Origin of the sequence: Micromonospora acroterricola (genome assembly GCF_003172955.1) — a bacterium.
Classification (GTDB): domain Bacteria; phylum Actinomycetota; class Actinomycetes; order Mycobacteriales; family Micromonosporaceae; genus Micromonospora; species Micromonospora acroterricola.
The window spans coordinates 1-21,720 of the sequence record NZ_QGKR01000336.1 but is presented as its reverse complement, the minus strand read 5'-3'; the positions used below and the strand labels follow the sequence as shown (position 1 = coordinate 21,720).

Here is a 21,720-nt window from a genome sequence, read left to right as displayed (position 1 = left end):
AGGTGTCCGATGCCGGCCCCGCCCCCGTCAGCACCGAACCCCGCACGATTCCGCTCCGTCACGTGCTGCCCGCGCTGGTCCGCGACCCGCTCGGCGCGCTGGTCGGCTTCGCCGACGACGCGGGCGGCGAGGTTGTCCGGCTGAACCTCGGCTCGTTCCGCCCGTACCTGGTAAGCCACCCGGAGCATCTGCAACGCGTGCTGAGGGACAACGTTGCCAACTACACCCGCGACGGGGACGGGCTGCTCTGGCGACCGGTCCGCCGGATCGTCGGCGACGCCATCCTGGTCGCCGAGGGCGAGGTCTGGGAGTCCAGCCGGGGCGCGCTGCAACCGCTGTTCACCGCCAAACGGGCCGAGACGCTGGTCGACAGGATGGCCGAGGCGATCAACGAGGCCGTCGACGAGTGGCTGGAGCCGGCCCGGGACGGCCGCCCGATCGACGGCGGCGCCGAGCTGACCCGGATCGTCCTGCGGACCACCATGCGGGTGCTCTTCGCCGACCGGATCTCGGTGCCGGACGCGCTGCGGATCAGCGCCGCGCTGGACACCGTCACCACCGCGATGCTCCCGCGCCTGCTGGTGCCCTTCGTGCCGTACGCGGTGCCGATGCCCGGCGACCGGCGCTTCCGCGAGGCGGTCCGGACCATCGACGAGGTGGTGCTGCCGATCATCCGCGAGGCCACCGCCCGGCCCACCGACGGCGACGACATCATCTCCACCCTCTGCCGGCCCCGCGCCGACGGCCGGCAACCCGACGAGTACGCGATCCGCGGCGACGTGGTGGCGATGTTCTCCACCGCCACCGAGACCACCATCGCCCTGCTCTCCTGGCTGTGGCCGGTGCTGTCGTCCCGGCCCGACGTGGCCGAGCTGATGACCGACGAGATCGAGCGGGTGGTCGGCGGCGACCGGGTCGGTCGCGAACACCTGCCCGAGCTGCGCTACGGCCGGATGGTGCTCGACGAGATGCTGCGGCTCTACCCGGCCGGCTGGATGATCCCGCGGACCGCGGTCGGCGACGACGTGCTGGGCGGGGTGCGGATCAAGGCCGGCGGCACCGTGCTGGTCAGCCCGTACGTCACCCAGCGGATGTCGACGTTCTGGGACGACCCGGACCTCTTCGACCCGGAGCGTTTCGCCCCCGAGCGGCCACGGCGGCCCTACCGCTACTCCTACTTCCCGTTCGGCGGCGGCCCGCACCAGTGCCTCGGGCAGTACCTGTTCCTGCTGGAGGCGCAGCTCATCGTGAGCACGGTGCTGAGTCGCTACCGCTTCCAGCTGCGCCACCCGGTCGACCTGACACCCCGGATGGGCGCCTCGCTGCAACCCAAGCAGCGGGCCGAGCTGATCCTCACCCCGGTCGAGCGCCCGGTCGTACCGTGACGGGGCCGGTGCAGACCGGTCGGGACGTCGTCGCCGAGCAGGGCCGGGTGTGCGCGCTCGCCGTGCGCGGCGTACGCGACCTGCAGGACGTCACCGCCGCCCACCCCGAGCTGTTCGACGCCGCGCCGTTCGACCCGGCGCTGCTCAGCTCGGTGGCCACCGCGATCGCGTTCACCGCGCCCTGGCACACCGCCGCCGAGCTGCGGATCACCACCCGTACCCTGCTGTGGGTCTTCGCCGCCGACTGGCAGGTCGACTACCTCGCCCGGTCCGCCGACGACGTCCGTGCGGTGGTCACCGACTGCCTGGCGGTGGCCGACGGCGCGGCCCCGCCTCCCGGCCGGCACCTGGCGCGGCTGCTGGCCGACCTGCGCGACGAGCTGGCCGCCGTGCCGGCCTTCGACCGGCTGCGGCCGGTCTGGCGTGACGAGCTGGCTCGGATGCTGGCCGCGGTGGCCCGGGAGTGGGACTGGAAGAAGCTGCCCGCCGACCCGTCCACCGGACGACGCCTGCCGGACCTGGACGGCTACCTGGACAACGCCGACAACCTGGCCTGCTCCTTCGTCAACGTCACCCACTGGATCGCGACCGGCGACGACGAGACGCTGGCCCACCTGAGCGACCTGCTGGCCGCCGGGCGCGGCGTGCAGCGCGTGCTGCGGCTGGTCAACGACCTGGCCACGCACGGCCGGGACGCCGAGTGGGGCGATCTGAACGCGCTGCTGGTCGCCGACCCGGCGCAGGTGCACACGCGGCTGGCCGAGCTGACCGCCCGTTCCCGGGCGGAGCTGGCCGCCCTCGGCGAGCGCTGCCCACGCCAGGCGGACTACCTGCACCGGCAGATCTCCTTCACCGGCGGCTTCTACGAGGTGTCGGACTTCTGGGGGGTGCGCGATGAGTGACGGCGTGTTCCGCGTCCTGACCGGGCCGGTCACCGGCGGCGACCCGGCCACCGATGCGGCCCGCGAGCTGATTGCCGGGCTGGTGCTGCGGCCGTGGGGGCAGGTCGCTTCGTCGGTGTACGAGACCGGTCGGCTGGTCGCCGACGCGCCGTGGCTGCCGGGGCACCACCAGCGGATCGGGTTCCTGCTGCGCGGCCAGCGCCCGGACGGCGCGTGGGGCCCGCCCGAGGGGTACGCCCTGGTGCCGACCCTGAGCGCCACCGACGGGCTGCTCGCCGCGCTGGCCGCCGGCCGGGCCGGAACGGACCTGCTCGCCCCGGTCGCCCGCGGGCTGCGCGCGCTCACCGGCACGCTGCTCGCCACCGACGCCCGGGAGCTGCCGGACACCCCGGCGCTGGACCTCATCGTCCCGGCGCTGGTCGACTCGATCAACGAACGGCTGGCCGGGCTGGACCGGGCCACCGCGGACCGGCTGCCCCGTCCACCGCTGGGGCTGCCCGCCGGGCTCGGCGCGGACCGGTTGCGCGCGGTGCGGGCGGCGGTGGCCGCCGGCGCGGCGCTGCCGGCGAAGCTCGCCCACTTCTACGAGGTGCTGGACGCGACGCCGGCCGACGCCGGGCCCACCCTGACCGCCGTCGGCGCCTCACCCGCCGCGACCGCGGCCTGGCTGACCACGGCCGGGCCGGAGGCCGGCCCCGCCGCGCACGCCTTCCTGCGGGAGCTGATCCGTGATCGTGGCGGCCCCGTGCCCTGCCCGATTCCGATCACCGTCTTCGAACGGGCCTGGGTGCTCAGCGGCCTGCGCCGCGCCGGCATCCCGGTCAACCCGCCGAACGCCCTGCTGGAGAGCCTGGCCGGGGCCACCGGCGCCGAGGGCGTCGCCACCGGCGACGGCCTGCCGACCGACGCGGACACCACATCGGTGGCGCTCGACGCGCTGGCCCGGCTCGGTCGCCCGGCCGACCCGGCCAGCCTGTGGGCGTACGAGACGGCGGACGGCTTCTGCACCTGGCCGGGCAGCGAGGACGGCTTCTCGGTCACCACCAACGCCCACGTGCTGGACGCGTTCGGTCAGCACGTGGTTCGGCACCCGGACGCCGACGGGCGCTACCACCGGACGGTCGACCGGCTCAGCGCCGTGCTGCCCGAGCACCAGCTCGCCGACGGCCGCTGGCAGGACCGGTGGCACGCCTCGCCGTACTACGCCACCGCCTGCTGCGCGCTGGCGCTGGCGGAGTCCGGCCGGGGCGCGGCGGCGGCCGAGGCCGTGGACCGGGCGGCCCTCTGGGTGCTGGACAGCCAGCGCGCCGACGGCTCGTGGGGGCGGTGGGCCGGCACCGTCGAGGAGACCGCGTACGCCCTGCAGGTCCTGCTCGCGGCGCCGACGGCCGGGCCACGGGTCGACGACGCGGTGGACCGGGGGCACGCCTACCTGCACAGACCGACCGGTGGGGAGCACCCTCCACTGTGGTACGGCAAGGAGCTGTACTGTCCTACCGCCATCGTCCGCTCGGCAGTGCTCGCCGCCTGCCGGCTGGCTGCCACCCGTACGCCGGGGGTCGACCGTTCGGTGGCGGATTGCGGTTACCAGGCAACAAAAACAACAACTTGAGGGGTTGTGTGGACACTGCTAGCGTACGCAGAGCCTCAGCCCCGTATGCCCCGCTGCGGCGGGACGTCGCCCTCCATGATCACCCGTTGATGAGCTGAGTCAACACCCTGCCTGGGACGGTTCAATGCGTTCTCGCGGTACGAGTATCCGCACCAAGGTCGTCGCCCTGCTGCTCTCCCTGGTCGCGCTCTGGATGTTCGCGGCATGGGTCACCCTGCGGGACGGCTTCAACCTGCTCGGTGTCCAGTTGCTCAACAGCAAGGTCTACGCGCCGAGCGAGCCGCTGCTCCAGGAGCTCCAACTGGAACGGCGGCTGACGCAGGCGTACCTGAGCAACCCCAACGCCGAGCAGCGGTCGGCGCTGGAGGCCGAGCAGCGCAGGAGCGCGCAGCTCGCGGGCGACTTCGCCGACTCGGTCCGCAACTGGCAGGTCGACGTGGCCGGCAGCTCGGCGCTCGACGCCCAGCTGGACGCCTCGATCGCCCAGATCGGCGCGCTCGAGCAGACCCGCGCGGAGGTGCTGGGCCGCAAGATCGACCGGATCGCCGCCGCCGACGCGTACACCGGCGCGATCGAGTCGATCTTCCAGATCTACGACGTCACGGGCAGCCTGGACGACAAGGCGATCGCCGCCGACGCGGCAGCCCTCATCCAGCTCAACCGGATGAAGGAGCTGATCTCCCAGGAGGACGCGCTGCTCAGCGGCCTGTTCGGCAACGGCCGGATGAGCGGGCCGGAGTACGCCCGCTACGTCGGCCTGGTCGGCGCCGAGCGGTTCCTCGGCGAGGAGACCCGCGCCCGGCTCTCCGACGTCGACCAGCGCCGCTACCAGCAGCTCGTCGAGGGCGAGGCGTTCACCCGGCTGCGCGCCGTGCAGGACGGCATCATCCGTGAGGGCCGGCCGGCGACCCAGCTGCCGATCAGCGCCGAGCAGTGGCGCGGCACCGTCGAACCGGCGATGGCCGAGGTCAACGACGCGGTGGCCGACGGCGGCGAGGGCATCGTCGGGCGGGCCACCGGCGTCGCCGTGATGGTCGTCGTCCGGCTGGTGCTCGCCACCGGTCTGGGCCTGCTCGCCGTCATCGCCTCCGTCGTCATCTCCATCACCACGGCCCGGACCCTGCTGCGCCAGCTGGAGCGGCTGCGTCAGGCCGCGTGGCAGCTCGCCGACGAGCGGCTGCCCCGGGTGGTGGAGCGGCTCGGCCGCGGCGAGGAGGTCGACGTGGCCACCGAGGCGCCGCCGCTGGAGTTCGGCACCGACGAGATCGGCCAGGTCGGCAAGGCGTTCAACGCGGTCCAGGAGACCGCCCTGCGCACCGCCGTCGAGCAGGCCGACCTGCGTCGCAACGTCCGCGAGGTCTTCCTCAGCCTGGCCCGACGCACCCAGGCGCTCGTGCACCGCCAGCTCACCCTGCTCGACGCGATGGAGCGGCGCGAACAGGAAGCGGAGGAGCTGGAGGACCTGTTCCGGGTCGACCACCTGGCCACCCGGATGCGGCGCAACGCGGAGAACCTGATCGTGCTCTCCGGCTCCACCCCGGGCCGGGCCTGGCGGCGCAACGTGCCGATGGTCGACGTGGTGCGTGGCGCGGTCGCCGAGGTGGAGGACTACACCCGGGTCAACGTGCTGCCGCTCGGGCCCGTGTCGCTCGCCGGCCGCGCGGTCGGCGACATCATCCACCTGCTCGCCGAGCTGATCGAGAACGGCCTGTCGTTCTCCCCGCCGCACACCACCGTCGAGGTTCGCGGCCAGCTGGTGTCCAACGGGTTCGCCATCGAGATCGAGGACCGGGGCCTCGGCATGAGCGAGGAGGACCTGGCCGCCGCGAACCACCGGATCGTCGACCAGTCCGAGCTGAACCTCGCCAACGCCGCCCGCCTCGGCCTCTACGTGGTGAGCCGGCTGACCGAGCGGCACGGCGTGCGGGTCCGGCTCAAGGAGTCCGCGTACGGCGGCACAACCGCGGTCGTGCTGATCCCGCTGGAGCTGGTCGCCGAGAACGGCGTCGCCCCGGAGGACTCCGGCGCGATGCGGACCGGGTCGCCGGCCATCCCGCTGCCGGCCGCGCCGACCGCCGAGAACGGCCGCCCGGCCATGCTCGCACCGGTCGCGCTGGCCGCACCGCCCACGGCGGCGCTCGACGCGCCGGAGCCGGTCACCCCGGCCGCGGCTCCGGCCAACGCGCCGGTGGCGGCCGACACCACCCCGGAGGCGCAGACCGACGGGTCCGATCTGGACGCGGCCCTGCCCACCCGGCAGCGGGCGACGCCGGCCACCGGGCCGTCGGAGCTGCCCAGCCGGGCACGGCGTGCCCTCGGTCAGCCGGCCCTGGAGGGCCCGACGGTGCCCACCGGCCTGCCCGCGGTCGACCGGGTCGGGCCGGCGGACAACAGCGGTCTCGGCGCGCCGGTCCCGGACGTCGACGGCGGGCCGGCGCCGGCCCGGGCGGAGGCGGACCGGACGGGCTCGGGCCTGCCCGTGCGGATCCGGCAGGCGAGCATCGTGCCCGAGCTGCGTGACGACCCCGCGGCGGCGGAGACCGACGAGGAGGACGTGGCGCGCCCGCCGGAGCAGGTGCGCCGAATGATGAGCTCCTACCAGACCGGCACCCGGCGGGGCCGGACCGACGCGGCGCGGCTGCTCGGCGGCGCTTCCGGCGCCCCGCCGGCGACGCCCGAGTCGACCGACGAGGACCCGCAAACTACCTGACCGTACGCCGGTGGCGCGGGTCTCCCGCGCGGTGTGACGGACAGCCCCAGACGAGTACGGCGCAACAGCCGGGGGAGAAGAGGACGACGAGTGGCCCAGAAGACGGCTTCGAGTGCCGACCTGACGTGGTTGCTGGATGATCTTGTGGGCCGGGTGAAGCAGGCCGAGCATGCGGTCGCGCTCTCCACCGACGGGCTGTTGATGGCCTCCTCGCAGGGGCTGAGCCGGGACGACGGCGAGCACCTCGCGGCGATGGCGGCCGGCATCCAGAGCCTGGCCCGGGGCGCCGGCAAGCGCTTCGGCGGCGGGCAGGTGCAGCAGACCATCATCGAGATGCAGTCGTCGTTCCTGTTCGTCACCGCGGCCGGGCGCAACGCCTGCCTGGCGGTGCTGGCCAGCGAGGACGCCGACGTCGGCCTGATCGCCTACGAGATGGCGATGCTGGTGACCCGGGTGGGCAAGTACGTGGCCTCCCCGTCCCGGGGCGCGGACCAGCCGGCCGGCGAGAAGTAGCGGCGATGACGGTGCAGGGAGAGTCCGCCGACCATCAGTGGGTGGACGACCATGCGGGCCCGGTGGTCCGCCCGTACGCGATGACGCGCGGGCGGGCCCGCCCGGTCACCGGCACGTTCGACCTGATCTCCCTGGTCACCGCGACCCGAGCCGACGTCACACCGGAGGTCGGCCTCGGTCCGGAGCACCTGGCGATCGTCGGACTGTGCCAACGAATACAGTCCGTCGCCGAGATCGCCGCCCATCTCGACCTTCCGGTGGGCACCATCCGGGTGCTCCTCGGCGACCTGGCGGCCCGCAACCTGGTGCAGGTCCGCGAACCACAGACCACGGCCGGTCTTCCCGACAACAGCATCTTCGAGGCGGTAATCAATGGACTACGGGCACTCTGACCGGCCGGCGGGAGCGACCCCACTGCCCACCGCGATCAAGATCCTGGTCGCCGGTGGCTTCGGCGTGGGCAAGACCACGATGGTCGGCGCGGTGAGCGAGACCCGGCCGTTGCGCACCGAGGAGGTGCTGACCGAGTCCGGGGTCGGCATCGACGACCTGTCCGGGGTGGAGGAGAAGACCACCACCACCGTGGCGATGGACTTCGGCCGGATCACCATCAGTGACGACCTGGTGCTCTACCTGTTCGGCACCCCCGGGCAGGACCGGTTCTGGTTCGTCTGGGACGAGCTGGCGCTGGGTGCGATCGGCGCGGTGGTGCTGGCGGACACCCGCCGGCTGGCCGACTGTTTCCCGTCGATCGACTACTTCGAGGGTCGGGGCACCCCGTTCGTGGTCGCGGTGAACTGCTTCGAGGGCGCCCGACAGTACCGGCTCGACGAGGTGCAGACCGCGCTGAACCTGGACCCGGGGGTGCCGGTGCTGCTGTGCGACGCCCGCCAGCGCGAGTCGAGCAAGGAGGTGCTCGTCACGCTGATGGAGCACGCCATGAAGACCCGGGAGGCCCGCCGCCGCGCCGCCGACGCGAACTGACCGCCGACCGGCGAGATTTTTCCGGCACCCCCTGTCCGGAACGGCCGCTGCCGATCGTCATGCTGGCGATACCCCGACACACCAGGGAGCGCCAGATGAAGTACATGATGTTCGTCTGCACCGACAGCGAGCCGGACACCGACCCGGCCGACGTACCCGACATCCACGCGTGGGTGGCCGAGAACGACGGCCGTGGCCGCCGCCTCCAGGGCGACGCGCTGGCGCCGACCACCGCGGCCACCACCGTCCGGGTACGCGACGGTGAGCTGCTCGTCTCCGACGGGCCGTTCGCCGAGACCACGGAGGTGATCGTGGGCTTCGACCTGCTCGACTGCGCCGACCTCGACGAGGCGATCGAGGTGGCGCGGGCACACCCGATGGCCCGGCAGGGCCGGCTGGAACTGCGCCCCTTCGCGGGCCTGCCCGCCTGACGCGATGACCCGTACCGGAGCCGCCGAGCGGCACGGGAGCGCCGGCACGGCCGCGGCGGCGGAGGCCGTCGCGGCCGCCGGCGCCGAGGCGTACCCCAGGATCGTCGCGACCCTGATCCGCGTGACCGGGGACTGGGCGCTGGCCGAGGACTGTGCCCAGGAGGCGCTGACCGTCGCCCTGGAACGCTGGCCGGGCGACGGTGTGCCGACCAACCCGGGCGGCTGGCTGATGACGGTGGCCCGCAACCGGGCGGTCGACGTGCTGCGCCGGGCCGCCGTGGAGCGCCGCAAGCTGCACGACCTGGCGGTGCTCGCGCCGGCCGACGCGGAACCGGGGCCCGGGGCAGGGGAGGACGTGGTGGACGACCGGCTCCGGCTGATCTTCACGTGCTGCCACCCGGCGCTCGGGCTCGACGCCCGGGTGGCGCTGACGCTGCGCACGGTCTGCGGTGTGCCCACCGCCGCCATCGCCCGGCTCCTGCTGGTCAGCGAGTCGACGATGACCCGGCGGCTGACCCGGGCCCGGACCCGCATCGCGCAGGCCGGCATCCCGTACCGGGTGCCCAGCGGGCCGGCGCTGGCCGAGCGGCTGCCCGGCGTGCTCGCCGTGCTGTACCTGCTCTTCACCCGGGGCTACGTCGCCGACGGCGAACCGGCCTTCGCCGACGAGGCGGTCCGGCTGGCCCGGCTGCTCGACCGGCTGATGCCGGAGCAGTCCGAGGTGGCCGCGCTGCTGGCGCTGTTCCTGTTCCAGCACTCCCGCCGGGACGCCCGCCGCGACGCCGCCGGCGACCTGCTGCCGCTCGACCGGCAGGACCGCCGCCGGTGGGATCACGGCGCGACAGCCGAGGGTCTCGGCGCACTGGCCCGGGCAACCCACGACGGGCCGTACGCGTGGCAGGCCCGGATCGCGGCCTGCCACGCCACCGCGACGTCCGCCGAGGCCACCGACTGGCCGGCGATCGCAGGCGCCTACGACGCGCTGAGCGCCATCCGGCCCTCGCCCGTGGTGGAGCTCAACCGCGCGGTCGCGCACGGCTACGCGTACGGTCCGGCCGCCGGGTTGGCGGTGCTCGAGGCGGCCCGCGCCGGGGGCGGGCTGGACGGCTACCCGCACGCCGTGGCGGTGGAGGCCGACCTGGTGGCCCGGCAGGGCGACCGGCCGCGGGCCGCCACCCTGTTCCGGCAGGCCGCCGCGGCGGTGCACTCGGCCGCCGAGCGGCGCGCCCTGCTGAGCCGGGCCGTCGAGCTGGCGCCGTAGCCCGTCGCCAGGACCCGGAACGCGGCAGGGCCCCCGACCGCTCGGCGGTCAGGGGCCCTGGTGACGTCGGTACGTCAGTTGGCGATCATGCGGCGCAGCACGTACTGCAGGATGCCGCCGTGCCGGTAGTAGTCCGCCTCACCCGGCGTGTCGATGCGGACCACCGCGTCGAACTCGACGCCGGTGTCGGTGGTGACCGTCACCGTGCGCGGGGTGTCACCGTCGTTGATCGCGGTCACCCCGGTGATGGTGAACGTCTCGGTGCCGGTGAGGCCGAGCGACTCGGCGGTGGTGTCCACCGGGAACTGCAACGGGAGCACGCCCATGCCGATCAGGTTGGAGCGGTGGATCCGCTCGTACGACTCGGCGATGACCGCCCGGACGCCCAGCAGCATCGTGCCCTTGGCCGCCCAGTCGCGCGACGAGCCGGAGCCGTACTCCTTGCCGGCCAGGATGACCAGCGGGACGCCGGCCTCCTGGTACGCCGTGGAGGCCTCGTAGATCGACGTCTGCTCGCCGGTGAGGTGGTTGACGGTGAAACCGCCCTCCACCCCGGGGACCAGCTGGTTGCGCAGCCGGATGTTGGCGAAGGTGCCCCGGATCATCACCTCGTGGTTGCCCCGGCGGGAGCCGTACGAGTTGAACTCGTGCCGCGGCACGCCGTGCTCGGCGAGGTACTTCCCGGCGGGGGAGTCGGCCTTGATCGAGCCGGCCGGCGAGATGTGGTCGGTGGTCACCGAGTCACCCAGCTTGGCCAGCACCCGGGCGTCGGCGATGTCGGTCACCGGGCTCGGCTCCTGCTGCAAGCCCTCGAAGTACGGGGGCTTGCGCACGTAGGTGGAGTCGTTCGCCCAGGCGAAGGTGTCACCGGTCGGGGTGGGCAGTGACTGCCAGCGCTCGTCGCCGGCGAACACGTCGGCGTACGCCGCGCTGAAGCCGCTGGCGCCGATCGCCTGGGCGATGACGTCCTGGATCTCGGCGCTGTTCGGCCAGATCTCCCGCAGGAAGACCGGGTTGCCCTCGGTGTCCTCGCCGATCGGCTCGTTGGCCAGGTCGATGTCCATCGTGCCGGCCAGCGCGTACGCGACCACCAGCGGCGGGGACGCCAGGTAGTTCATCTTGACGTCCGGGTTGATCCGGCCCTCGAAGTTGCGGTTGCCGGAGAGCACGGAGACCACCGCGAGGTCGTTCTCGTTGACGGCGGCGGACACCTCCTCGGGCAGCGGGCCCGAGTTGCCGATGCAGGTGGTGCAGCCGTACCCGACGAGGTTGAAGCCGAGCTTGTCCAGGTACGGGGTGAGGCCGGCCCGCTCGTAGTAGTCCATGACGACCTTCGAGCCCGGGGCCAGGGTGGTCTTGACCCACGGCTTGCGGGTCAGGCCCTTCTCCACCGCGTTGCGGGCCAGCAGCGCCGCGCCGATCATCACCTGCGGGTTGGAGGTGTTGGTGCAGGAGGTGATCGCCGCGATCACCACGGCGCCGTGGTCCAGCTCGTACTCCGCGCCGTCGGCGCCGGTGACCCGGATCGGGTTGCTCGCACGACCACCCGAGCCCACCGCCGCGGTCTCCAGATCGCGCGGCTCGTCGTTCGGGTCGCTGTAGTCGTTGGCGGGCGGGTCGCTGGCCGGGAAGGACTCGGCGCTGGCCTCGTCGGCCGGGCCGGCCACACCCCGGGGAAGCTGCTCGCGCGGCACGCCCGGCTTGACGTCCTTCTCCTTCTCGCCACCGAGGTCGCCCTCGGCGACGTAGTCGGTGAGGGCGGAGCGGAACAGCGTCTTGGCGCTGCCCAGCGGCACCCGGTCCTGCGGGCGCTTCGGGCCGGCCAGCGACGGCTCGATGGTGCTGAGGTCCAGCTCGAGGCGCTCGGAGTAGTCCGGCTCCGCGTCCGGGTCGTGCCAGAGGCCCTGCTCCTTGGCGTACGCCTCGACGAGCGCGACCTGCTGCTCGTCGCGACCGGTCAGCTGCAGGTAGCGGACCGTCTCGGCGTCGATCGGGAAGATCGCCACGGTGGAGCCGTACTCCGGGGACATGTTGCCGATGGTGGCCCGGTTGGCCAGCGGCACGGCGCTCACGCCGGGGCCGTAGAACTCGACGAACTTGCCGACCACACCGTGCTTGCGCAGCATCTCGGTGATGGTCAGCACCAGGTCGGTGGCGGTGGTGCCGGCCGGCATCTCGCCGTGCAGCTTGAAGCCCACCACGCGGGGGATCAGCATGCTGACCGGCTGGCCGAGCATCGCGGCCTCGGCCTCGATGCCGCCGACGCCCCAGCCCAGCACGCCCAGGCCGTTGACCATGGTGGTGTGCGAGTCGGTGCCGACGACCGTGTCGGGGTACGCCTGGCCGTTGCGCTCCATGATCGTGCGGGCCAGGTACTCGATGTTGACCTGGTGCACGATGCCGGTGCCCGGCGGCACGACCTTGAACTCGTTGAACGCGGTCTGGCCCCAGCGCAGGAACTGGTAGCGCTCCCTGTTGCGCTCGTACTCCAGCTCGACGTTGCGCTCGAAGGCGTCCGCACGGCCGAACAGGTCCGCGATCACCGAGTGGTCGATGACCAGCTCGGCCGGCGCGAGGGGATTGACCTTGGTGGCGTCGCCGCCCAGGTCGCGCACCGCCTCGCGCATGGTGGCCAGGTCGACCACGCAGGGCACGCCGGTGAAGTCCTGCATGAGCACCCGCGCCGGGGTGAACTGGATCTCCACGCTCGGGTCGGCGGTGGAGTCCCATCCGCCGAGCTGCCGGATGTGGTCGGCGGTGATGTTCGCGCCGTCCTCGGTCCGCAGCAGGTTCTCCAACAGGATCTTCAGGCTGTACGGCAGCCGGTCGTGGCCGTCCACCTTGTCGATCCGGAAAATCTCGTAGCTCGCGTCTCCGACGCGTAGCTGGGTCTTCGCACCGAAGGTGTCGAGGCTCGCCACGTCGTACTCCTTCACACCAGCGACCGTGAGTAGTCCTGAGCAGTGTGTCGCACCGGCCGAGGTGCCGCCGAGGTTAGGTGACACTTACCGCCGATCCGCTCTCAACAAAACCGTACGTCCGTCTTGCTAGTTACGCAACCTGGCGCGCCGCGAGCGCACCCTCATCCCTAGCCTCCTAGGACGCCCTGCTGGGTGTGCTGCCCGGCACGCGAGACTGACTCACGCCGCTGGGGCTGATCCGACCGTCGGGCGCGGGTAGGGTTCGAGGCCGGCCGGGGAAGGGGTCAACCGTGTTCGACGTCCAGCACTGGCTCGTGTCGCTGCCGCCGATCGCGGTCTACCTGCTCGTCGCCGGAGTGATCGGCGTGGAGAGCATGGGCGTCCCGCTGCCCGGCGAGATCGTTCTGGTCAGCTCCGCCCTGCTCGCCGCCACCGGCGTGGTGGAACCCGAGTGGGTGGCGACCGCCGCGGCCACCGGTGCGATCATCGGCGACTCCGTCGGGTACGCGGTGGGCCGCCGAGGCGGCCGCCCGCTGCTGGCCCGGCTGGGCCGGCGCTTCCCCCGGCATCTCGGCCCGGCCCAGCTCGCCCGCGCCGAGCAGAGCTTCGCCCGGTACGGCGTCTGGGCGGTCTTCTTCGGCCGGTTCGTGGCGCTGCTGCGGATCCTGGCCGGCCCGCTCGCCGGGGCGCTGCACGTGCCGTACCGGCGGTTCCTGCTGGCCAACGCCGCCGGCGGGCTGGTCTGGGCGTTCGGCACCACCTACCTGCTGTTCACCGTCGGCCGGGCGGCCGAACACTGGCTCAAGGACATCTCCTGGGCCGGACTGGTCCTGGCGGTACTAGCCGGTCTCGCCAGCACCTGGTGGCTGCGCCGGCGGGCCCACCGGTTCGAGGCCGCCGAGCCGGCCGCCGACGCCGCCGACGCGGAGCCGGTTCGGGTGGGTGACGAGCGCTGATCCGGGCGTGAACCGGATGTGACGAAGGGCCGGACCCCTGGTTGGGGTCCGGCCCTTCGTCTGTGTGTGTTGTGGGTTGTTGTCAGCTGGTGGCGTAGCCGCGGGTGGCGATCCAGTCGGCGAGGTGCTCGACGGTGACCTCGTAGGAGGCCGTGTTCGGATCGGCGGAGTCGGCGATCTTCACGATCGTGCCGTTGTCGCGGTAGCCGACCACGCTGATGTAGTGCCCACCCTCGAAGGAGTGCACGCCACCGTCGGTGTCGGTGCTGGTGCCGGCGATGTTGGCCACCACAGCCCGACCGTCGTCCACGGTGCGCACGATGTCGGCGCGCAGCCGGTCGGTCTGCTTGTCGTCAGCGTTCGGGCTGCTGATCTCCACGCTGTGGTAGGCGTCGTTCTTACCGGTCTCCTTGTTCAACACCGGGGTGATGTCGTTGATCGAGTTGGTGCCGGCCTCGGTGGTGCCCATCTCCTTGGCCATCGCGTCCACGCTGATGTCCTTGCCCTGCACCGACAGGGCGTTACGCGTGGCGGCGGGGCCGCAGTAGTAGAAGTTCGGCTGCGCCTCATAGCGGACGTTGAGCTCGCGCTCGCCGTGACCCTTGCGGTCGGTCTGGGTCTGGGTGGCCGGCTTCGCCTCCGCGGCGTAGGCGGCGGTCACCGGACCGGCGATAGCGCCACCGGTGAACGCGAGACCAGCAGCGGTCAGAGCAGTCTTACGAATCAGATCGGTACGCATAACAGCGTGCTCCTCTGCATCAGGGGGAAAAACGCAGGCACACAAAATCCGGGGGGGTGTGCCATGCGGGAAAGATCGTGAAGAAGGGGATCTGCCCGGCGGCCCGGGGGCCTGCTCGGACGTCCAGGGGGATGTAACCGCGGCGGACTGCCAGATGTTCCCAACGACCGGCGGCTACGGGGTGACCGGGGCGGTGTTTCCCGCTGGCCAGCGGCTACCGGGTATGTAACCGAGGCGGCCTGCCAGATGTTCCCGGCGACCGGCGGCTACGGGGTGACCGGGGCGGTGTTCCCGCTGGTCAACGGCTACCGGGGATGTAACCACAGGGGACCTGCGGGTGTTCCCGGCGACTGCCGTGCACCCGGGTCGCGGACCCACGGCGCCATGCCAGATATAACGACCCCGACCCCGCCCCGATTCCACCGTCAGAGTGCCCCCGACCACGGGACGCCGGCCCCATACCGGACAGCCAGCCCAGAGATGCGCAACCCGAACCGGACACCGCCGGACTCCGCAACCCTCTGTGCCCCGGGACGGGGCGGGGTCAACCCGAACCGGACACGCCGGACTCCGCAACCTCCTCTGTGCCCCTTAGACGGGCGGCGTCAAGATCTGCGCACTTTCCGGGAAACTGCTGCCTGCCGACACGTCGAGGCGACACCTTCCCTGAAAGTGCGCAGATCTTGACGACACCACCAGGCACGCCGGACACGCGACAGGACACGCGACCAGCGCCGAGCAGACCAACCGCCCGCAACACCCACACGCACACCCAACCCGCCGCGACAGGCGACGCGCGACCGCGACAGGAGACGCGGGACGGGCGACGGAACGGGCGTCGCGCGGCGCGCGAGGGGGGCGACCGGCGACCGGCGATGGGTGACGGGGTGACGGGCAACGACGGGCGACCGGCGACCGGCGACCAGCGACCAGCGACCAGCGACCGGCGACCGGCGACGCGCGACCGACGACCGGCGACCGGCGACCAGCGACCGGCGACCGGCGACAGGCGACAGGCGACCGGCGACAGGCGACCGGCGACAGGCGACCGGCGACCGGCGACCGGCGACCGGCGACAGGCGAGCGGCGACCGGCGACGACGGGTGACGGGCAACGGGCCGGGCAAGATCGTGCTCGAACCCGGAAATAGGCCCCACGCGGCGCGAACGAGGCCACTACATCCAGGATCAAGCACGATCATGGGCGGCCACCCGGCGCACCCCGACCGGGGCGACCAGCGGCGGGCACCCGGACAGCACGCCGACCGGCGGCTGGCGGCAGTGGGCAGGGCACCCAAACCGGGCGGTTCAGGGTGTGGCGGGACCGACCGGCGGCCGGCTCACGAACTCGGCGTCGCCCCGGCGCCCTCGTCGGCCTTCGTCAGGGCGGCCAGGATCGCCTCGGCGGTGCGCCGGCCCACCCCGGGGACCTCGGTGATCTCCTCGACGGTGGCGGCGGAGAGCCGTTTGAGCGAGCCGAAGTGCCGCAGCAGCGCCTTCCGTCGCACCTCACCTAGGCCGGGCACGTGGTCCAGCGCCGACTCGGTCATCCGCTTGGAGCGGCGCTGCCGGTGGAAGGTGATGGCGAACCGATGGGCCTCGTCGCGGATCCGTTGCAGCAGGTAGAGCCCTTCCGAGGTGCGCGGCAGGATGACCGGGAACTCGTCGTCGGGGAGCCAGACCTCCTCGAGCCGCTTGGCCAGTCCGCACAGCGCCACGTCGTCGATGCCCAGCTCGGCGAGGGCCTGGGCGGCGGCCGCGACCTGCGGTGCGCCGCCGTCGACGACCACCAGTTGCGGCGGGTACGCGAACTTGCGCGGCCGGCCGGTGGTCGGGTCGACCAGGATGCCGACCTGGGGTTCGTCGGCGTCACCCAGGCCGCCCGGGGCGGCGGGGTCATCGGCCTGCTCCACCCCCACCTCGCCCGTCTCCGCCCGCGCGTCCAGGTAGCGGGCGAAGCGCCGGCGTAGCACCTCGGACATCGCGGAGAGGTCGTCGGTGGCGCCCCGGACGATGAACCGCCGGTACTCGCTCTTGCGGGGCAGCCCGTCCTCGAAGACCACCATGCTGGCCACCACGTCGGTGCCCTGGATCTGCGAGATGTCGAAGCACTCGATGCGTAGTGGCGAGGTGCGCATGCCCAACGCCTCGCTGATCTCGTCCAGTGCCTTGCCCCGGGTAGTCAGGTCACCGGACCGCTTGAGTTTGTGCCGGGTCAGCGCGTCCTTGGCGTTGCGCTCCACCGTCTCCATCAGCGAGCGTTTGTCGCCGCGCTGCGGCACGCGCAGGGACACCCGGCTGCCCCGGTGGGTGGAGAGCCAGTCAGCCAGGGCGTCGGCGTCGGCGGGCAGCTCGGGCACGAGCAGCTCCCGGGGGACGTCGGCCTCGCCGTGCTCGCCGCCGTACACCTGGGTGCAGAAGTGGTGCACGAGGTCGCCGGTGGTCAGCTCCTCGGTTTTTTCCACCACCCAGCCGCGCTGGCCGCGGACCCGGCCGTCGCGGACGTGGAAGACCTGCACGGCCGCCTCGAGCGGGTCGTCGGCGAACGCGACCACGTCGGCGTCGGTGCCGTCGCCCAGCACCACGGTCTGCTTCTCCATGGCCCGGCGCAGCGCGGCCACGTCGTCGCGCAGGCGGGCGGCCCGCTCGAACTCGAGCTGCTCGCTCGCCTCGGTCATCTCACGTTCGATCTTGCGGACCATCGTGTCGGTGCGCCCGGCCATGAAGTCGCAGAAGCCGTCGACGATGGCCCGGTGCTCGTCGGCGGAGACGCTGCCGACGCAGGGCGCCGAGCACTTGCCGATGTAGCCGAGCAGGCAGGGCCGGCCGACCTGGCCGGCCCGCTTGAACACCCCGCCGGAGCACGTCCGGGCCGGGAACACCCGCAGCAGCAGGTCGAGGGTCTCCCGGATCGCCCAGGCGTGGGAGTACGGCCCGAAGTAGCGCACCCCCTTGCGCTTCGCGCCGCGCATCACCTGGAGCCGCGGGTACTCCTCGTCGAGGGTGACGGCCAGGTAGGGGTACGACTTGTCGTCGCGGTAGCGGACGTTGAACCGGGGGTCGTACTGCTTGATCCAGGTGAACTCCTGCTGGAGCGCCTCCACCTCGGTGCCGACGGTGATCCAGTCGACCGACTCGGCGGTGGTGACCATCTGCCGGGTGCGCTCGTGCAGGTTCCAGATGTCGCCGAAGTAGGAGTTGAGGCGGCTGCGCAGGTTCTTCGCCTTGCCGACGTAGATCACGCGGCCGGTGCCGTCGCGGAAGCGGTAGACCCCCGGGGACTCCGGGATGGTGCCGGGTGCGGGACGGTAGGTCGAGGGGTCAGCCACGCCCGCAAGCCTAGTCCGGCCCCCCGACAGCGACCCGGTCCGCCACCATCACACAAGATCCACTCGGTTTCCGGGAAGTCGGTGTGTCGGCGGCGCAAACACCCCGACTTCCCGGAAGGCGAGTCGACCGGTCAGGCCAGCGAGATCTGGTCGCCGGTGACCTTGATGCTCTTCGACGGCAGCGGCTTGGTGGCCGGACCGGCCTTCACCGAGCCGTCCTCGATCGAGAACTTGCTGCCGTGACAGGTGCAGTTGATGGTGCCGCCGTCGACGTTCGTCACCGGGCAGTTCTGGTGGGTGCAGATCGCGCCGAAGCCCTTGAACTCCCCGGGCGCGGGCTGGGTGATGACCACTCCCTCGGCGTTGAGGACCTTGCCGCCGCCCACCGGGATGTCCCTGGTGGTGGCCAGCGACTGGGCGCCCTGCCGGTCGCCGCCGCCGGCGTCGCCGGAGCTGGGCACCGGCGGGCCGCCGCTGGTCGGGGCGGCGCCGTCGCCACTGCCGGTGTCGTCGCTGCCGCAGGCGGCCAGTACGACGGCCGCGCCGATCGCCCCGACACCGGTGAGCAGGGTCCGACGGGTCTGGGTACCCGGACCGGTCAGCGCCTGATCGTCGCTCATGCCTCGCCTCTCTCTCGGCCGCTGCGCCGGTCCACTTCCCCGGCCACACTGGTCAACACGGGCAACTGTGCCCGATGGTTCACGGGGGCAGGGCCTCGACCCAGGAAATGGGAAACGCCGGCGGCACCCGGTCGGGCACCGCCGGCGTCTGGTCGGCTCAGCGGGCGGCGGCGGCGGCCACCTTCCGCGGCGCCCTGGTCTTGGCGGTGCCGTTGGCCCGGGCGGCCCGGGTGGTGGCGGCCGTCGCGCCCTTGGCCTCGCCGTCGAGCTTGAGCACCTGGCGCAGGAACTGGCCGGTGTGGCTCTCGGCCACCTCAGCGACCTCCTCGGGGGTGCCGGTGGCGAGCACCATGCCGCCCCGGTGGCCACCCTCCGGACCCATGTCGATCAGCCAGTCGGCCGTCTTGATCACGTCGAGGTTGTGCTCGATGGTGATGACCGTGTTGCCCTTGTCGACCAGCCCCTCCAGGACCATCAGCAGCTTGCGGATGTCCTCGAAGTGCAGGCCGGTGGTCGGCTCGTCGAGCACGTACACCGTCCGCCCGGTGGAGCGCTTCTGCAGCTCGGAGGCGAGCTTGACCCGCTGCGCCTCGCCGCCGGAGAGGGTCGGCGCGGGCTGGCCGAGGCGGACGTAGCCGAGGCCGACGTCGACCAGCGTCTTGAGGTGCCGGTGGATGGCCGGGATCGCGGAGAAGAACTCGGCGGCCTCCTCGATCGGCATCTCCAGCACGTCCGAGACGGTCTTGCCCTTGTAGTGCACCTCGAGGGTCTCCCGGTTGTACCGGGCGCCCTTGCAGACCTCGCAGGGGACGTACACGTCGGGCAGGAAGTTCATCTCGATCTTGATGGTGCCGTCGCCGGAGCACGCCTCACAGCGCCCGCCCTTGACGTTGAACGAGAACCGGCCCGGACCGTACCCCCGCACCTTGGCCTCGGTGGTTTCGGCGAAGAGCTTGCGGACGTGGTCCCAGACCCCGGTGTAGGTGGCCGGGTTGGAGCGCGGCGTCCGGCCGATCGGCGACTGGTCCACGCCGACGACCTTGTCCACGTGCTCCAGGCCCGCGACCCGCGTGTGCCGGCCGGGAACGAGCCGGGCGCCGTTGATCTGGTTGGCCAGCACCGCGTGCAGGATGTCGTTGACCAGCGTCGACTTGCCCGAACCGCTGACCCCGGTGACCGCGATCAGCTGACCCAGCGGGAACGAGACGGTCAGGTTGCGCAGGTTGTGCTCGCGCGCGCCGTGCACCACCAGTTCCCGGTCCATCGTCTGCGGACGGCGCTTCGTCGGGGTCGGAATCGACCGGCGCCCCGCCAGGTACGCCCCGGTGACCGACGCCGGGTTCTCCAGCAGTGCCGGCACCGAGCCGCTGTGCACGATCTCGCCGCCGTGCTCACCGGCGCCGGGCCCGATGTCGACGATCCAGTCCGCGGTGCGGATGGTGTCCTCGTCGTGCTCGACCACGATCAGCGTGTTGCCCAGCCCACGCAGCCGGATCAGGGTCTCGATCAGCCGGTGGTTGTCGCGCTGGTGCAGCCCGATCGACGGCTCGTCGAGCACGTAGAGCACGCCCACCAGGCCGGAGCCGATCTGGGTGGCCAGCCGGATGCGCTGCGCCTCGCCGCCGGAGAGGGTGCCGGCCGGCCGGTCCAGGGAGAGGTAGTCGAGGCCGACGTCGAGCAGGAACCGCAGCCGGGCGTTGATCTCCTTGAGGACCCGCTCGGCAATCATCTTCTGCCGGTCGGTCAGCTCGATGCCGGCGAGCAGGTCGGCGCACTCCCCCACGGACAGGTTGCAGACCTCGGCGATGCTCTTGCCGGCCAGGGTGACCGCGAGCACCTCCGGCTTGAGCCGGGCGCCGCCACACGCCGCGCACGGCACGTCGCGCATGTAGCCCTCGTACTTGTCGCGGGACCACTCGGACTCGGTGTCGGAGTGCCGGCGCTCGATCCACTGCACCACGCCCTCGAAGCCGGTGTAGTAGGAGCGCTCGCGACCGTACTTGTTGCGGTAGCGCACGTGCACCTGGTCGTCGGAGCCGTGCAGGATCGTCTTCTGCGCCCGCGCCGGCAGCGCCCGCCACGGGGTGTCGACGTCGAAGTGCTGGGCCTCACCGAGCGCCTCCAGCAGGCGCAGGAAGTATTCCAGGTTGTGCCCGGTGGACCAGGGCTGGATGGCGCCCTCGCGCAGGCTCCGCTCGGGGTCGGGCACCAGCAGCTCCGGGTCGACCTCCTTCTTGGTGCCCAGGCCGGTGCACTCCGGGCAGGCGCCGTACGGCGCGTTGAAGGAGAAGACCCGGGGCTCGAGGTCCTCGATGGCGAGCGGGTGGTCGTTGGGGCAGGCCAGGTGCTCGGAGTAGCGACGCTCCCGGTCCGGGTCGTCCTCCGGCAGGTCGACGAAGTCGAGCAGCACCAGGCCGCTGGACAGGCCCAGGGCGGCCTCCACCGAGTCGGTCAGCCGCTGCTTGGCGCTCGGCTTGACGGTGAGCCGGTCGATCACCACCTCGATGGTGTGCTTCTCCTGCTTCTTGAGCTTGGGCGGCTCGGTCAGCGGGTGCACCACGCCGTCGACCCGCGCCCGGGCGTAGCCCTTGGACTGCAGCTCGGCGAAGAGGTCGACGTACTCGCCCTTGCGGCCCCGAATGACCGGGGCGAGCACCATGAACTTGGTGCCCTCGGCCATGGCGAGGACCCGGTCGACGATCTGCTGCGGGCTCTGCCGGGAGATGCGCTCGCCGCAGACCGGGCAGTGCGGCTCGCCGATGCGGGCGTAGAGCAGGCGCAGGTAGTCGTAGACCTCGGTGATGGTGCCGACGGTCGAGCGCGGGTTGCGCGAGGTCGACTTCTGGTCGATCGAGACGGCGGGGCTCAGCCCCTCGATGAAGTCGACGTCGGGCTTGTCCATCTGGCCGAGGAACTGCCGCGCGTACGACGAGAGCGACTCGACGTAGCGCCGCTGCCCCTCGGCGAAGATCGTGTCGAAGGCCAGGCTCGACTTGCCCGACCCGGACAGCCCGGTGAACACGATGAGCGCGTCCCGGGGCAGGTCGAGACTGACGTCACGCAGGTTGTGCTCGCGCGCGCCACGGATGATCAGTCGGTCGGCCACGGTCCGTGTACTCCCGGGTGAAGACGAAGCGGAGGATCTGTCCCGCTCTGGGATGGTTCTGAGCGGTCGTGCGGGCGCGGAAAACGCGCCTCGGCAACTCTAGCCCCGAGGTATGACAGTTTTCCCCGCCCGCACATTCCCCCAGCTCAGCCCGGTCGGCCGGACCGGTCAGAAGCCCCCGGGCGACGGCGGGCGGGCCGCCCGGCGCCGGGCCGAGCGCCACCCCCCGCGCCGCTCCGCGGCCAACCGCGC

Annotated in this window: 15 protein-coding genes; 10 read left to right on the top strand and 5 right to left on the bottom strand. The window is 72.3% G+C overall.

Features of this window, described 5'->3' with window-relative positions:
- The first annotated feature begins 47 nt into the window (after positions 1–47).
- From DKT68_RS28520 to DKT68_RS28480, 9 genes are all read left to right on the top strand, one after another.
- Positions 48–1,385, top strand: a complete 1,338-nt coding sequence (locus DKT68_RS28520; protein ID WP_201749224.1) for a cytochrome P450 — start codon at positions 48–50, stop codon at positions 1,383–1,385.
- Positions 1,382–2,287: a terpene synthase family protein gene (locus tag DKT68_RS28515; RefSeq protein WP_109820471.1), complete on the top strand. Its 906-nt coding sequence runs from the start codon at positions 1,382–1,384 to the stop codon at positions 2,285–2,287. Before DKT68_RS28520 ends, DKT68_RS28515 begins: the two co-directional genes overlap by 4 nt.
- Entirely contained in the window at positions 2,280–3,899 is a 1,620-nt protein-coding gene (locus tag DKT68_RS28510; RefSeq protein WP_109820470.1) for a hypothetical protein, read from the top strand. Before DKT68_RS28515 ends, DKT68_RS28510 begins: the two co-directional genes overlap by 8 nt.
- 124 nt (positions 3,900–4,023) lie before the next feature.
- Complete coding sequence (locus DKT68_RS28505; protein ID WP_109820469.1) at positions 4,024–6,609, top strand: sensor histidine kinase; 2,586 nt, start codon at positions 4,024–4,026, stop codon at positions 6,607–6,609.
- Between the two features lie 90 nt (positions 6,610–6,699).
- Entirely contained in the window at positions 6,700–7,122 is a 423-nt protein-coding gene (locus DKT68_RS28500) for a roadblock/LC7 domain-containing protein (RefSeq protein WP_074312735.1), read from the top strand.
- A gap of 5 nt (positions 7,123–7,127) precedes the next feature.
- On the top strand, positions 7,128–7,514 hold the full coding sequence (locus DKT68_RS28495; RefSeq protein ID WP_109820468.1) for a DUF742 domain-containing protein: 387 nt from the start codon (positions 7,128–7,130) through the stop codon (positions 7,512–7,514).
- On the top strand, positions 7,495–8,106 hold the full coding sequence (locus DKT68_RS28490) for a GTP-binding protein (protein WP_109820467.1): 612 nt from the start codon (positions 7,495–7,497) through the stop codon (positions 8,104–8,106). Before DKT68_RS28495 ends, DKT68_RS28490 begins: the two co-directional genes overlap by 20 nt.
- A gap of 95 nt (positions 8,107–8,201) precedes the next feature.
- Positions 8,202–8,537, top strand: coding sequence for a YciI family protein (locus tag DKT68_RS28485; protein WP_109820466.1), 336 nt, complete (start codon positions 8,202–8,204; stop codon positions 8,535–8,537).
- 4 nt (positions 8,538–8,541) lie between these two features.
- Positions 8,542–9,798: an RNA polymerase sigma factor gene (locus tag DKT68_RS28480; RefSeq protein WP_109820465.1), complete on the top strand. Its 1,257-nt coding sequence runs from the start codon at positions 8,542–8,544 to the stop codon at positions 9,796–9,798.
- Between the two features lie 74 nt (positions 9,799–9,872).
- Here DKT68_RS28480 and DKT68_RS28475 read toward each other — a convergent pair whose 3' ends face one another.
- The gene (locus DKT68_RS28475; protein ID WP_109820464.1) at positions 9,873–12,734 is read right to left on the bottom strand and encodes an aconitate hydratase; all 2,862 of its coding nucleotides are present in this window, start codon (positions 12,732–12,734) and stop codon (positions 9,873–9,875) included.
- Between the two features lie 275 nt (positions 12,735–13,009).
- Here DKT68_RS28475 and DKT68_RS28470 point away from each other — a divergent pair, with 275 nt between their 5' ends.
- The gene (locus DKT68_RS28470; RefSeq protein WP_109820463.1) at positions 13,010–13,675 is read left to right on the top strand and encodes a DedA family protein; all 666 of its coding nucleotides are present in this window, start codon (positions 13,010–13,012) and stop codon (positions 13,673–13,675) included.
- An 82-nt stretch (positions 13,676–13,757) separates the two neighbouring features.
- Here the strand turns inward: DKT68_RS28470 and DKT68_RS28465 are convergent, their stop codons facing one another.
- The 4 genes from DKT68_RS28465 to uvrA form a co-directional block, all read right to left on the bottom strand.
- Positions 13,758–14,414, bottom strand: coding sequence for a C39 family peptidase (locus tag DKT68_RS28465; protein WP_109820462.1), 657 nt, complete (start codon positions 14,412–14,414; stop codon positions 13,758–13,760).
- A 1,339-nt stretch (positions 14,415–15,753) separates the two neighbouring features.
- Positions 15,754–17,742 carry an excinuclease ABC subunit UvrC gene (gene uvrC / locus DKT68_RS28455; protein ID WP_109820461.1) on the bottom strand — a complete coding sequence of 663 codons (1,989 nt, stop codon included), beginning with the start codon at positions 17,740–17,742 and terminating at the stop codon, positions 15,754–15,756.
- A gap of 131 nt (positions 17,743–17,873) precedes the next feature.
- Complete coding sequence (locus tag DKT68_RS28450) at positions 17,874–18,362, bottom strand: Rieske (2Fe-2S) protein (protein WP_109820460.1); 489 nt, start codon at positions 18,360–18,362, stop codon at positions 17,874–17,876.
- Positions 18,363–18,519: 157 nt separating this feature from the next.
- A complete protein-coding gene (gene uvrA, locus DKT68_RS28445) occupies positions 18,520–21,468 on the bottom strand; it encodes an excinuclease ABC subunit UvrA (RefSeq protein ID WP_109820459.1) in 2,949 nt (982 codons plus the stop codon).
- Between the last annotated feature and the right edge of the window lie 252 nt (positions 21,469–21,720).